The organism is Rhodococcus sp. MT28, from assembly GCF_058792695.1.
Map to the genome: position 1 here is coordinate 450,394 of NZ_JBXAFD010000001.1, position 13,050 is coordinate 463,443.

The window sequence follows — 13,050 nt, forward strand, 5'->3', positions numbered from 1 at the left end:
CCAACGGCGTCGCGATGCCGGAGTTTGTCAGCCGAACTTTCGAATGGCGAACTCCGGCAACTTCTTCGCGGCATTGGCGGTGCGTACGATCTTGTGGTTCTTGCCTCGCATCAGCGCCAGTTGGATCCGCGATTCGATCCAGAACGCGCCGCGAGGCGAGCGGTTCCAGGTCTTGTGCAGCAACGTCTTCGTCGCTGCGACGGCGTCCGGCGAGCGAACCGCGATCTGCGACAGCAGTTCCTGTGCCGGCTTGATCGGATTGTCGCTGACTCCGCTCACGAACCCCCACTCGAGAGCCTGATTTCCGTCGAACAGTTCAGCAGTCATGGCGAGGCGTTTCACGACGTCCATTGCCGCGAGTTCGCGCATCGTGACCGTTCCGGTCATGTCGGGGATCAATCCCCACTTCGCCTCCATCACCGAGAACGTGCAATCGGGGGTGGTGAATCGAAAGTCTGCGGCGAGCGCCAATTGCAGTCCCCCACCGAAGCAGTGCCCGTGAACGACCGCGATGACCGGCACGGGCAATTCGCGCCACACCCAGCACGCGCGTTGGAAGAGGTTGGTCTTCTGACCGGGAAACTTCGCGAAGGCCTTTGCCATCCGCCTCGGCTGCTTGCCCGCAGAAGCGAAGTCCAACCCGGCAGAGAATGCGTCACCCGCGCCTTGCAGAACCACGCCCCGAATCGAACGATCGGTTTCGATCGTTCGAGCGGCATTCACCAGCGCGTCGAGCATGTCCAGATCGAGACCGTTGAGTTTCTCCGGTCGGTTCAGCGTCACGTACGCCACCGACTGCACTACCTCGACACGAACGCGATCACTCACGGCAACTCCTCCGATTCGACATACCCCCGACGAACTTACCTGAGAGTAAGTTCCCCGGGGATTCGTCATGCCATCTCGGCAAGAAGTTCCATGGTCTCTTGCCCGGCCGGGTCCGAATCAGTGGATGACGGTACGGCCACGACGGTGTCCACACCCGCCGCTCGGTACGCCTCGAGTTGCGCGCGAGCATCGGCCGGAGTCCCGACGATTCCCACCGTTGCCACCATCGCGTCCGAGACCTGGCTCAAGAGCTCGCGCGGCGCGGCCCCGGCCCTGGCTGCCTCGATCACGTCCGCGAAGCCTGCGCGGACGAACATGTCCGAGTATCCGGGGGCAGCGAGATACGGCACGAGTCCACGTCTGAGTTGATCGATCGACATCTCAGTTGGGCCTTCGGTTGCCACGGCCGCCGGCGCCCACACCGACACCTGGGGCATCACCGTTTCCGTCTCAGCCGCGATCTCCTTGCACCGTGTGATCAGACGACCGGCCTGCTCCGCACTCACCAGATTGAGCACCAGTTCGTCACCCAACTCCACGGCGGCCCGAAGAGCCTTGTCTCCGAATGCCGCAACGATCAGCCGCCCACCTGGCGGCTGAAGTCGCAGCCGATATCCGCTGGTCCGCATCACCGTTCCGGCGACTTCGCCCCGCTCACCGTTCATCAGCGCTCGCACACCGCGGGAGGACTCCGCAAGTGCACGTGCCGCCCCGGATCTGCTTCGCCCATGCCATTTCTCGACCACGACAGTGCTGGAAGTACCCAACGCGATCGATACGTCACGCCCGGTCAGGTCGGATACCGACGCCGCCCCGATCGCGATCATCGCCGGATCACGAACCGTCACCGCGAGCGGGCCGACCACTAGTTCGGAGTGCTCGAATCCGGTGCCGACTGACGTCGCCAGAGCAAAGGCGTCGTACGTCGCCATCTCCCCCACCCACACTCGGCCGAACCCGAGTCTGTCGGCGAGGCGTGCAGTAGCGGTCACCTCCTGCGGCGGACGGTCCTGCCACAACCCCAGGGAGATGTCGATGGTCGGCAGTCGGCTATTCGAAATCCCGCTATTCGAAATCGGAGACAAGACCCATTCCCTCCAACAGTGTCGGACGGTCGTAGTACTCGAGCCACTCGGTGATCCGTCCGTCTGCCATGCTGAGGATTCCGACAACAGGAACGACGCCATGGGTACCGTCGAAGTGGAAGTCGTCCACTCGCTGCACAAATACCCTTCCGTCGATCACGCCGAGAGACTCGATCTTCAGTGTGATCCGTTCACACTTGCTTGCCAGTAACGCAATTCGGCCCGCAACGGCCTCCTTGCCGACAAGAGGTTCCTGCATGACGCTGTGGAGCACACCGTCCTCGGCGAACAAGTCGACGACGCGTGTCCAGTCCATGACGTCCCACGCCTGGAACATCTCACGCGCCAACGCAAGCTTGTCACTGTCGTTCATCACACTCATGCCACACTCTTCTGTCGAAGCTCACGCTTGAGGATCTTTCCGGTCGAATTGCGCGGCAGTTCTTTCCGAATCTCCAGCCGCTCGGGAAGTTTGTACGACGCGATGCGCTTGTCCTTCAGGAACGCAACCAGAGCATCGAGTTCGAGTTCCGTCTCGGGTCGAAGTGTCACCACTGCTGCGACGCGCTCACCGAGTACTTCGTCGGGGTCGCCGATGACGGCCACATCCGCAACGGCCGGATGCTCGGCGATCAATCCCTCCAGTTCGGCTGGGGCGATGTTCATTCCACCGCGGATCACCAGGTCCTTGCCTCGATCCAGGTAGCGTAGGAATTGTCCGTGATCACCGGCAATCTCGAAGATGTCTCCGGTGCAGAGGAATCCGCGCTCGTCGAACGGAGACGGCCGATCGCCGAGATAGCCGGCAAAGACCGTCGGTCCGCTGATTCGCAACTCACCCGGGTGCCCGACTTCGGTGATGTCCTCGCCGGTGACCACGTCGACCAAGCGCACGTCCATCCAGTCGGAGATTCTGGTGCTCCAGCGAAAGTTCTCGACACCGAAGCGGGGGAAGTACCGTGCGCGGTCGTCCGGATCCGGCATGTCCGCAGGCGAGGAGAGCAGACTGATGCCTTCGTTGGATCCGAAGAAGTTGATGACTCCGATTCCGTATCGCTCCTGCCATCCCCGGACCATCGGAGGTTGCAGTGGCACCGAACCCGAACCGATCCGAGTCAAGCTCGACAGGTCGACCGCCGCGAGCATCGACTCGTCGGCGAGCAGCATCCACAACAGCGCAGGCGGCGCTACCGTGTACGTCACGCGCTCGGCCTCGATCTGCCCGAGGAATACTCGAAGATCGAACGGGTGGTGCTGTACCAGTACACATCCCGTGCGGATCCACGGCAGGAACATTCCGTTGATTCCGGCCATGTTGACCATCGGGAACGGGTTCAACAAGACGTCGCCGACGACGATGTCGGGAGCGTCGATCGTGGCCCAGCAGATGGCCAGCCACTCGTAGTGCGAACGTGGGACCCCCTTCGGTTCGCTTTCGGTCCCGGAGGTCCAACAGATCGTCATCGCATCGTTGGGGTCGTTGGGATCTTCGGTGATTCGTACATCCAATTCACTGCGCTGTGTTTCGGTGGCCGCCCGAGGACTCAGCCCCACGACGCCGGTAGGAAGCTCAGCCGGAAGCTCTGATTCGGGAGCGTAGGCGAACACCGATCTCAGAGAAGGAATCCGGGATCTGATTGCAGCGATCTCCGTAGCAGGGAGTCTGTCACCAAAACTGGGTACGGTGACAAATGCTGCAAACGCCGCCTGGTTTGCCATTCCTTCCACTTCACGTTCGCGGTACTGCATGGGCAACGGCGAGACCACGATCCCCAGAGACCACGCTGCAAGGTAGACCTCGACCAATTCGACGGTATTGGGCATCTGCACGCCCAGAACATCTCCCCGGCCCAAACCCACCTCGGAGAAGCCGGCAGCGAGCGCGATGACTTCGCTCTCCAGTTGGTTCCAACTGAGGCGTCGCGGATCTCCGCCGGACAACTCGCTCCGGTTCGCCGGATCAACCACGGCAAGTTCGTCACCGCGTACCCGCACCTGCGCCCGGAACACCTGATCGATCGTCTCGTCGGACCACCACCCTTTCGAGGTGTATTCGTCCACCTTGACGCGAGGATGCAATCCCCTGTGTGCCTTGTTCATTCGCGTACTCGTTTCAGTTCTCGTAACGGCCGGAAATGTCGATCACGTCGCCTTGCTTCTCGAACGCCTGGGTAGCGGCGTTCCACTCGAACGGCTGGAATGCCAGGATTCCCAATGCATGGTCCGCGGTCATCGTGAATTTGATTCCGTCGATGAACATCGGCGGGTGGTAGTCCTGCGTTCGTGCGGCACTCATGATGCTGGCGCGTGAGAGTCCGTCGGATGACTCAGAGGCCCGAGTGAAGTTGTCCACCAACAGGTCACCGATGGCCCAGCCATTCACGGTGTAGCTGTTGGTCGGGGAATCGGCACCGTGAGCAGCCGCACCGGCCAGGTAGTCACGTACCGCCGCGTCGTCCTTGTAGAGGGCGTTGTTGGGATCCTTGAGCCACACCATCACCTGCTGCCCGTCGGCAGCATCACCGGCGGGCGCATACAGCGTCGCACCGTCGACGCAGTTCGACGGTTGAATCACGGTGTCGGGCTTCCATCCGACACGTCCGATCGCCTGGGTGATCGCGAGGCAATCGGTGGTGACACCGGCCACCACCAATACCTCGGCGCCACTGGCTTTGAGGGTCGATGCCGCCGTCTTGGGGTCGGTCAGCGCCTCTTCGGCTGCGATCTCGAAGTTCGTTCCTTCGATCGCGGACTTGAAGCCGTTGGCGATCCCTTGTCCGGACTCGGTCTGGTTCGTGGCCAAGGCAACCTTGGCGCCGCTCGGATACTTCTTCTTCAGGCTTTCGACCACTACCTCCATCTCGACGCCCGGATCCGGTAGATACTCCGTGGTCCACGGAAAGTCTTCGATCACCCGGAACTCGGGCATGCCTGCCTGCGCGAAGAGCAGTGGAACACAGGCAGTGGTCTGGTCGTCCGCGATGGCGTTCAACTGGCCTGCTCCGAACGTGCCCAGAACGTCGACCTTGTCCTTCTGAATGAACTCTCCGACATTGGCTTTGGCGCGCTCCGGGGAGAAGGCATCGTCCTTGACCACGACGTCGAGCTTGACGCCGCCGACGCCGCCGGCCGCGTTCTCGACCTCGAACCGTGCTCGCATTCCTTCGATCACGTTGCCGACCGCGTCGGCGAGCGGGCCGGACGTCGGCCCACTCCACCCCACCGTGAGTTTGTCGGTGATCGGCGCCGCGGCACCACTGGGATCGCTGCAGTCGTCGACCGATACTGCTCCGGCCGAGGTCGACGTGTTGCTCTCTGCGTCGGAGTTACCTCCGCAGGCCGAAAGGAGTAGTGCCGCAGCGGCGATGACTGCGGGAATCGTGGTCTGCCTTTTCATATCGTCCAGTTCCTTGCTGTGAGTTGAGAGAAACGAGAGTGGGCGAGGGAGACGGCGCTCAGGTGCGGGGTTCACCTTCGCGATACTTGGGATGATCTGCGGGAACCACCAGGACAAACCGTCGGAGAACGCTGTTGATCCGGCCGACGATTCCGTCCGGCATCAAGAACACGATCGCGATCAGCACCGCGCCGAACACCACTCCCGACACGGGGCCGTCGGTGACGCTTCCGGTGTAGTACGGCAGGAACACCACTGCCGTAGCCCCGACGATCGGGCCGAATTGCGTTGCGATTCCGCCCAACACCAGTCCGGTGATGAACTCGATCGACTTCATCAACGAAAAGGACTCGGGTGAGAGCGCGCCGATGTACATCGTGAACAGCGAACCTGCCAGACCGGTGATCGTGCCGGAAAGTCCGAAAGCGAGAATCTTGACCCGCGCGACGTTGATGCCGTTTGCACTCGCCGCAATCTCGTTGTCGCGCACCGCAACCATTGCCAGACCGAATCGACTCTTGACGAGATTGCGGATCAGGAGCATGACCACTGCCAGCGTCACTAACGAAACCCAGAAGATCCAGAGATAGGTGTCCGCGCGGGTCAAACCCGTCCATTTCGGCGGGACCAGAAGATTCGCACGAACGACCATGCCGGCCGCGCCACCGGTGAGATCCCCGGTCTTGCGGATCACTTCGGGAAACGCCACAGCGACGGCGAGGGTAACGAGGGCCAGATACAGCCCTTTGATCCGCAAGGAGGGAAGCCCGACGAGAAGTCCTAGTACGAAACACAATACGACTGCCATCGGGATTGTGGTCAACGGCGAGTATCCGCGATCGACGATCAGAACGCCGGTCGTGTACGCGCCGAGGCCGAAGAAGGCAGAATGGCCGATCGACAGAAGTCCGGTGTACCCGCTGACGATATTCAGTCCGGCGATGGCAATCGCGATGATGAAGACACTCGTGAACTGCCCTACGCGAAACGGCGCGCTCTGCGACACGAGGAGCAGGGCACAGACGGCAGCCACCAGCAGAACCAGTTGGAGTATCCGGTACGACGTCGATCCGGCAACCACCACGCGCGGCTGCCTGACTGCCTTTTCGGCGACCGCGGGTTCATTTCTCTCGGCAAGCGTCGTCATACCCGCTCCAGTTTCTTGGTACCGAACAGTCCATTGGGTCTGACGAAGAGGATCACCACGATGATCAGTAGCGCGGATGTCTGCTGCAGCGAACCGCCGATGACCGAAATGTAGCCGCTGAGCATCGATTCCAGAACACCGATCGTCAACCCACCCACAACTGCGCCGACAAGACTGTCCAGACCGCCGAACAGCGCTGCCGCAGATGCTGCGATGAAGATCGGGAACATGGTCGTGAGGCCGAGTTGTTGCGGCGAGAGCGGAGTGACCAGGACACCGGCCAGTGCGCCGATCGCTGCCGCAACACCCCAGCCGATTGCGAGTATCCGGCTGGTCGGAACTCCGGCGAGAGTGGCAGATTCGGCATTGTCCGCGACGGCACGCATGTGCAGACCGACTCTCGTCTTGCGAAAGAGCAAGGACATCAACACAAGTAGGACAACGAGCGCAACCAGTACGCCCAGTGCGTCGCCGTACACGCGCGCGCCGCCCACTGAGATGTAGTCGGTGGGACCGTTGGGAAACGGGCTCGGCATGATCTTCGTTTCGCTCCCCCACAGCATTCCGGCCAACGAGTTGAGCCCGGTGAACAATCCCAGTGCCACTATCAGCACTGCCATGTCACTTCTACGTTGAACCGGCCGGATGAGCAGACGCTCCATCAACGCCCCGAGCAGGAAGCCGAGAGCGAGAGCCGATCCGATCGCGGCCCAGATCGGCCAGGACATCGTTGTGAGCCACCACGCCACGAAGGTTGTGAACAGGGCCAACTCGCCCTGAGCGAAGTTGATCGTGCCGGTGGCACGGAACACCACCACGAGTGCCAGCGCGAGAATTGCGTAGATCGAGCCGTTGGTCAATCCGGAGATGAGTCGTTCGAGAAAGAGTGTCACCGTTTACTCCTGGTACCCGAGATAGGCGCTGCGCACGACGTCGTCCGAACGAAATTCCTCGGGCGTGCCGGCAGCGACGATGGTGCCTACGTCGAGCAGGAAGACCTTCGACGCGAGTTTCATCGCGAGATCGGCATTCTGTTCCACGATCAGCAGTGCAGTTCCGTCGCTCCGGTTGATCGCACCGAGCGTGTCGAACAATTCGGCGATGACGATGGGCGCCAGACCCAGGCTCGGTTCGTCGCACAAAAGCAGGGTGGGACGGCTCATCAATGCCCGCGCGACCGCGAGCATCTGCTGTTCACCGCCTGACAGCGAACCTGCCAACTGTGTGGACCTCCTCGCGAGCACCGGAAATGTCTCACACCACCGCTCGATGTCGGCCTCGATCTCCGCCTTGTCGTTGCGAAGCGCAGCGCCGACGAGCAGGTTGTCACGTACCGACAGTTGACCGAGAGTTCCACGGCCCTGTGGGACAAGGCTGACGCCGGCGGCCACGGCGCGTTCAGGTTTGGATCCGAGCGGCGAACCGTTGAAGGTGATCGTTCCCTGGTGCGGAATCAATCCGGCAAGCGCACGCATCATGGTGGTCTTGCCGGCACCGTTCGCGCCGAGAACGACAGCGACCCCGCCGGGTTCCACGTCGAGCGAAACCCCGTGCAGTACATTGCCTCGCCCGTAACCGGCATGCAGATCATCGACGCTCAGCAGGCTCATGCCGCTCGCCCCAGATAAGCATTGATCACGGCGTCGTTCTGCTGGATCTCCGCCGGAGTACCTTCAGCGATCTTGTGGCCGAAGTTCAGTGCGACAACGTGATCGGAGATACCCAGCACCAATCCCATGTGGTGTTCGACCAGAAGCGCTCCGAAGCCGAAGTCGTCGCGGAGCGAGACGATCAGTTCTCCCAGCTCCTTGACTTCGCTGTGTGTGAGCCCGCCGGCGGGCTCGTCGAGCAGAAGCAGCGAAGGCTCGGACATCAATGCTCGTGCCAGTTCGACGCGCTTGAGTGTTCCGAACGGAAGGCCTGCTGCCGGCGCGTTCGCGACGTCGACGAGTTCGAGGCGTTCGAGCAGGTACCAGGCCTTCTCTCGCAGTTCTCGGACTCGGGCGCGCGCTGGAGGCCAGCCGAGAACCCCGCTCGCCAGTCCGAAGCGGCCCCGAGACGATCCGCCGACCATGGTGTTGTCGAAGACGCTCATGCCGCTGAACAGTGCGAGATTCTGGAAGGTCCGAGCGATCCCTGCAGATGCCAATGCATAGGGCCGCAATCCCAAGAGGTCGGTTCCTTGCCAGGTGATGACACCGCGACTCGGTTCGTAAATCCTTGTGATGCAGTTGAACAGCGTGGTCTTACCAGCGCCGTTCGGCCCGATGAGTCCGCAGATCTGGCCGGCGTGGACGTCGAAGCCGACGTCGTCGAGAGCCGTGACTCCGCCGAATTCGATCGATACATCGGAGAGCGTGAGTACGACCGGGTCATTCGCGGGTTGTGCGGGTGGTGTGTTTCCAAGCATTGGTTTCACCTCCTCGTGACACTTCAATTAACAGTGTGATAGAGATTACTACAGTAAACAGAGGCACTCCGTCAACGTGCGGCCCCCGACCCGGAGCCGAGAAGGGACATCATCGTGAGGTCCAACAACATTCACGCAGTCGACAGCGGCGGGGGCCCAGACGTCAGGGACTACAGCCGGGTCGACGCTCTCGTCGCCAAGCAGGAAATCTACGAGGTTCTGGCTCGTTTCCTCCGAGCCGCCGATCGCGGCGACGTCGAGGACGCCAGGCGGTGTTATCTACCCGGCGCAACCGAAGACCACGGGGGTGTCTTCACCGGCACCGCCGACGACTACATCGACCACATCGCCGGGGCCATCACCCACCCACGGTCACTGACCACCCACGCAATGACCAACGTCTTGGTCGAACTCGACGGGGACACAGCACACGTCGAGTCCTACGTGCTTGCCTTCGCGCGAATCAAGCACTCGGACGGCATAGCCGACACACTCACCTCGGCGCGCCTGATCGACCGCTTCGGCTACGAGGACGGCAGGTGGGGAATCCGCCACCGCGCACTGCGGTGGGACTGGAACCACGACATGGCCACAGCCGAAGGCTGGATCTTCGGGATGCTCGCGCCTGAAACGTCTTTGAAGAAGAGCAAGAAATTTCCCGACGACCTCATCTACACACGGCAGACACAGGAGCACTCATGACAAGGTTTCGCGGAACGCCGATAGAGGGCGCGACTGTCCTCGTCACCGGCGCCAATCGAGGGCTCGGCTTGGCCTTCGTCCAACAGGCGAAGTCGATGGGTGCCGCCAAAATTTATGCAGGGGTGAGAAATCCCGACGAGGCGCCCGCCGAGCTGCGATCCACCGGAGCACACATCGTCGAACTCGACGTGACCGATCCAGGACTCGTCGATGCAGCGGCCCGGGCGTGCGGTGACACCACAGTGGTCGTCAACAATGCCGGACTGTTCACCGGGAATCGGTTGATCGAGGCCGACGACCAAGCGGCTGCGCGAGCCGAGATGGAGGTCAACTACTTCGGGCCTCTGACGATGATCCGCGCCTTCGCGCCGGTACTCGCCGCCCGCGGCGGAGGATCGATAGTCAACGTCCTGTCGGTGGCCGCAATCGCTCCGACCGCCTTCATGGGTGGCTATTCACCGGCCAAGGCGGCTGCTCTGTCGCTCGGCGGCATCGCTCGCGCCGAACTCGAACCGCACGGCATCACCGTCACGTCGTTGATCGTCGGCAGCGTCGACACCCGCATGGCGTCACATGTGCAGGGCCACAAGGAAAACCCTCTCGACATCGCGGCAACCGGACTCGCCGCCATGCAACGCGGCGAGTGGACGTGCGACACCGATTTCATGGCAATCGACGCGCGTGCGCGCCTGGCCCGCGATCCGATTCGGTACGAACGCGGACTGGGCAAGCTCCTCTTCGCCGGCGAACTGACCACCCGATCATGAGCGATCCGATTCGTGTTGCCCAGTGGGCGACCGGCGCCATCGGCAAGACGGCGCTACGCGGAATCATCGATCGTCCCGACCTCGAGTTGGTCGGCCTCTACGTGTACAGCGACGCCAAGGCGGGTCGAGACGCCGGTGACATCGCCAGACGAGCACCGACGGGGGTGATCGCTACACGCGACGTGGACGAGATCATCCGCTCGCGCCCACAGGTTCTCATCCACAGTCCGCGGTTGCAGATTCCGTACGAACGCCACGACGACGATCTGTGCCGTCTGCTTCGCGCCGGGATCAACGTGATCACGACGGCCGGGCAGCACTTCCCCCGCGCACACGGCACCGAACGCGAGCACATGTTCGCCCAAGCATGCAAGGAAGGCGATTCGACGCTCTTCGGGGTCGGCATGAGCCCAGGTGTCATCGGCGAGCGATTGGCGTTGGCGCTGACGGGAACATCGATCGAACTCGACCGAATTACGATCGACGAGGTGCTCGACGCTCGCGGCATGCCTGACCCCGACTTCGCGTTCACCGTCATGGGAATGGGTTCGCCCCCGGAGGAACTGGACGGATCCGGGCCGTTGCCCTCGCTGTACGCGTCGCTGTACCTCGAGACCATCGCGTTCATGTGCGAGCGCCTGGGCGTCACCTACGACGAGGTCGTGTCCGATCACAGGGTCGTTCCGGCACGTACGGATCTCGACGTCGCCGCCGGACGCATCGCCGCGGGAACCGTCGGAACCACCGAATGGCGCTGGCACGCAATGGTCGACGGAAAGCAGTTCCTCACCCTCGCCATCATCTGGACCATGGAACCTGATCGCGACGAATACGCGGGACGGGACCAATGGGAAGTCCACCTCTTCGGCAAACCCGAGATCGTGATGACCGTCAACCTGGTCGAACCACAAGATCCGAACAGTCGCACGACAGCCGGTCAGTTCATCACTGCAGGCCCGGCACTACGCGCCGTCGAGCATGTACTCGCTGCTCCCGCCGGCATTTTCGAACCCCCTGTCTTTGCCCCCTTCAGATTGGAGCATTCAGCATGACAACTCAGCCGACGGCCGTAGGTTCGACTGCCACCCGTGAACCTGCCACCCGTGAACCTGCCGTCCGTGAACCTGCCGTCCGTGAACCTTCCGTGAACGCGCTCCTGCCCGACGGTCGCCCCGTGCAGAATCTGGAAGACTTGCTACGCAGCCGGGCGATTGCCAGTCCGAAGAGCACCGCCGTCATCTCCGATGACGGGCGTACCAGTTTCCGCGAACTCGACATCGAAACAAATCGTGTCGCGAATGCACTTCTGCGCGATGGTGTTCGACCCGGCGACCGGGTGGCGTACATCGGGGCCAATGCACCGTCTTTCCTCTCCGTCCTGTACGGATCTTCGAAGATGGGCTCGATCCTGACGGCCGTCAACAATCGGCTGGCACCGGGCGAGGTCGACTACATCCTGAGCAACAGCGAGCCGACCGTCGTCGTACTCGGAGCAGGCGATGAGGGCCTCTCCGACGTCGCCGCGGCGGTCGGTAGCGTCCGGACCGTCGTCACGGTGGACGGTTCCGGAAACTCGATCTCGTGGAACGACTGGCTTTCCGGTGTCGGCGACGACGATCCGGGGTCGTCGCGCCGCCCCGACGACACAGCGCTGATCTTCTACTCGTCGGGAACCACCGGTCACCCGAAGGGAATCGAACTCACCGGCGCCAACCTCGGCCGTGCCCTCGCCACCATGTATCACCTGCTCGATCTCGACACCGACTCCGTGGCTATGTGCCCGGTTCCGTTCTTCCATGTGGCCGGACTGGGTCTCGCCCTGGTCACGACGCTCGGCGGTGGCGCTCTACTGCTCGAGACCATCGCCGGACCTCTCGAACTCGTCGCGCTGATGCAGGAGTACAAAGTCACGCATGCGGTCGCCGTTCCCGCGGTGATCAGCGTCCTGACCTCCCTTCCGGCTGTGCGCGAGGCAGATTGGAGTGCCCTGCAGTTCCTGGTCTACGGAGCCGCGCCGATGCCACTGCCCCTGTTGCAAGACGCGACCGAGGTCTTCGGGTGTAGTTTCCTGCAGGCATACGGTCTCACCGAGTCGACCGGCGGCGTCACCATGCTGACCCCGGAAGATCATCGGGCGACCGACGAGTCGACCGCGCATCGGTTGAAGTCCGTCGGGCAGCCGATGTTCGGAGTGCCCATCCGCATAGTCGATCCCGTGACGCTCGAAGACGTCCCGGTCGGTACCCGCGGAGAGGTCGTCATCGGCGGCGCTCACGTCATGAAGCGTTACTGGCGTAACGAAGCAGCCACTGCGGCCACCATGTTGGACGGCGACTGGCTTCGCACCGGAGACGGCGGATCGTTCGACGAGGACGGCTATCTCTACCTCCACGACCGCCTCAAGGACATGATCGTCTCCGGCGGTGAGAACGTCTATCCGGCCGAGGTGGAGAGTGTTCTCTCCGGGCACCCCGGCATCCGCGAGGTCGCGGTAGTCGGCGTTCACTCCGATCGGTGGGGTGAGACTCCCCTTGCCGTGGTCGTTCGAGCTGCTGATTCGGATGCAACCGAAGCGGAGATCATCGAGTGGTCACGCGAACGACTGGCTCACTTCAAGTGCCCCAGTGCGGTTCGGTTCATCGAGGAGCTGCCACGCAACGCTAGCGGGAAGCTGCTCAAGACTCGTTTGCGACAGGACTTCGCTTGAGTCCATG

At 62.3% G+C, this 13,050-nt stretch carries 13 protein-coding genes; 4 read left to right on the forward strand and 9 right to left on the reverse strand.

The features are described from left to right. Positions 1 to 27: 27 nt before the first annotated feature. The 9 genes from AC1Q6C_RS02120 to AC1Q6C_RS02160 form a co-directional block, all read right to left on the reverse strand. Positions 28 to 828, reverse strand: a complete 801-nt coding sequence (locus tag AC1Q6C_RS02120) for a crotonase/enoyl-CoA hydratase family protein (RefSeq protein WP_042921358.1) — start codon at positions 826 to 828, stop codon at positions 28 to 30. A 65-nt stretch (positions 829 to 893) separates the two neighbouring features. Next, positions 894 to 1,913 carry an LLM class F420-dependent oxidoreductase gene (locus AC1Q6C_RS02125; RefSeq protein ID WP_268868095.1) on the reverse strand — a complete coding sequence of 340 codons (1,020 nt, stop codon included), beginning with the start codon at positions 1,911 to 1,913 and terminating at the stop codon, positions 894 to 896. Beyond that, positions 1,894 to 2,295, reverse strand: a complete 402-nt coding sequence (locus tag AC1Q6C_RS02130; protein WP_021345212.1) for a nuclear transport factor 2 family protein — start codon at positions 2,293 to 2,295, stop codon at positions 1,894 to 1,896. The genes AC1Q6C_RS02125 and AC1Q6C_RS02130 overlap by 20 nt, the downstream gene beginning before the upstream one ends. Then, a complete protein-coding gene (locus AC1Q6C_RS02135) occupies positions 2,292 to 4,013 on the reverse strand; it encodes a class I adenylate-forming enzyme family protein (RefSeq protein ID WP_042921362.1) in 1,722 nt (573 codons plus the stop codon). Before AC1Q6C_RS02135 ends, AC1Q6C_RS02130 begins: the two co-directional genes overlap by 4 nt. 13 nt (positions 4,014 to 4,026) lie before the next feature. Then, a complete protein-coding gene (locus AC1Q6C_RS02140; RefSeq protein ID WP_003939841.1) occupies positions 4,027 to 5,310 on the reverse strand; it encodes an ABC transporter substrate-binding protein in 1,284 nt (427 codons plus the stop codon). Positions 5,311 to 5,368: 58 nt separating this feature from the next. Beyond that, positions 5,369 to 6,457, reverse strand: coding sequence for a branched-chain amino acid ABC transporter permease (locus tag AC1Q6C_RS02145; protein WP_492666353.1), 1,089 nt, complete (start codon positions 6,455 to 6,457; stop codon positions 5,369 to 5,371). Then, complete coding sequence (locus tag AC1Q6C_RS02150; RefSeq protein ID WP_064111726.1) at positions 6,454 to 7,350, reverse strand: branched-chain amino acid ABC transporter permease; 897 nt, start codon at positions 7,348 to 7,350, stop codon at positions 6,454 to 6,456. Before AC1Q6C_RS02150 ends, AC1Q6C_RS02145 begins: the two co-directional genes overlap by 4 nt. Before the next feature lie 3 nt (positions 7,351 to 7,353). Beyond that, the gene (locus AC1Q6C_RS02155) at positions 7,354 to 8,067 is read right to left on the reverse strand and encodes an ABC transporter ATP-binding protein (protein WP_003939931.1); all 714 of its coding nucleotides are present in this window, start codon (positions 8,065 to 8,067) and stop codon (positions 7,354 to 7,356) included. Then, a complete protein-coding gene (locus AC1Q6C_RS02160) occupies positions 8,064 to 8,867 on the reverse strand; it encodes an ABC transporter ATP-binding protein (RefSeq protein ID WP_021345217.1) in 804 nt (267 codons plus the stop codon). Before AC1Q6C_RS02160 ends, AC1Q6C_RS02155 begins: the two co-directional genes overlap by 4 nt. A 114-nt stretch (positions 8,868 to 8,981) precedes the next feature. Between AC1Q6C_RS02160 and AC1Q6C_RS02165 the strand changes: the two genes are divergently transcribed. Genes AC1Q6C_RS02165 through AC1Q6C_RS02180 form a run of 4 tightly spaced genes read left to right on the forward strand, consistent with a single transcriptional unit; the run spans position 8,982 to position 13,043 of the window. Continuing rightward, positions 8,982 to 9,569 carry a nuclear transport factor 2 family protein gene (locus AC1Q6C_RS02165; protein WP_064111724.1) on the forward strand — a complete coding sequence of 196 codons (588 nt, stop codon included), beginning with the start codon at positions 8,982 to 8,984 and terminating at the stop codon, positions 9,567 to 9,569. Further along, positions 9,566 to 10,336, forward strand: a complete 771-nt coding sequence (locus tag AC1Q6C_RS02170; protein ID WP_003940078.1) for an SDR family oxidoreductase — start codon at positions 9,566 to 9,568, stop codon at positions 10,334 to 10,336. Before AC1Q6C_RS02165 ends, AC1Q6C_RS02170 begins: the two co-directional genes overlap by 4 nt. Then, positions 10,333 to 11,388, forward strand: coding sequence for an NAD(P)H-dependent amine dehydrogenase family protein (locus AC1Q6C_RS02175; protein WP_492666354.1), 1,056 nt, complete (start codon positions 10,333 to 10,335; stop codon positions 11,386 to 11,388). Before AC1Q6C_RS02170 ends, AC1Q6C_RS02175 begins: the two co-directional genes overlap by 4 nt. Beyond that, entirely contained in the window at positions 11,385 to 13,043 is a 1,659-nt protein-coding gene (locus AC1Q6C_RS02180; RefSeq protein ID WP_116058012.1) for a long-chain-fatty-acid--CoA ligase, read from the forward strand. The genes AC1Q6C_RS02175 and AC1Q6C_RS02180 overlap by 4 nt, the downstream gene beginning before the upstream one ends. Positions 13,044 to 13,050 lie beyond the last annotated feature (7 nt).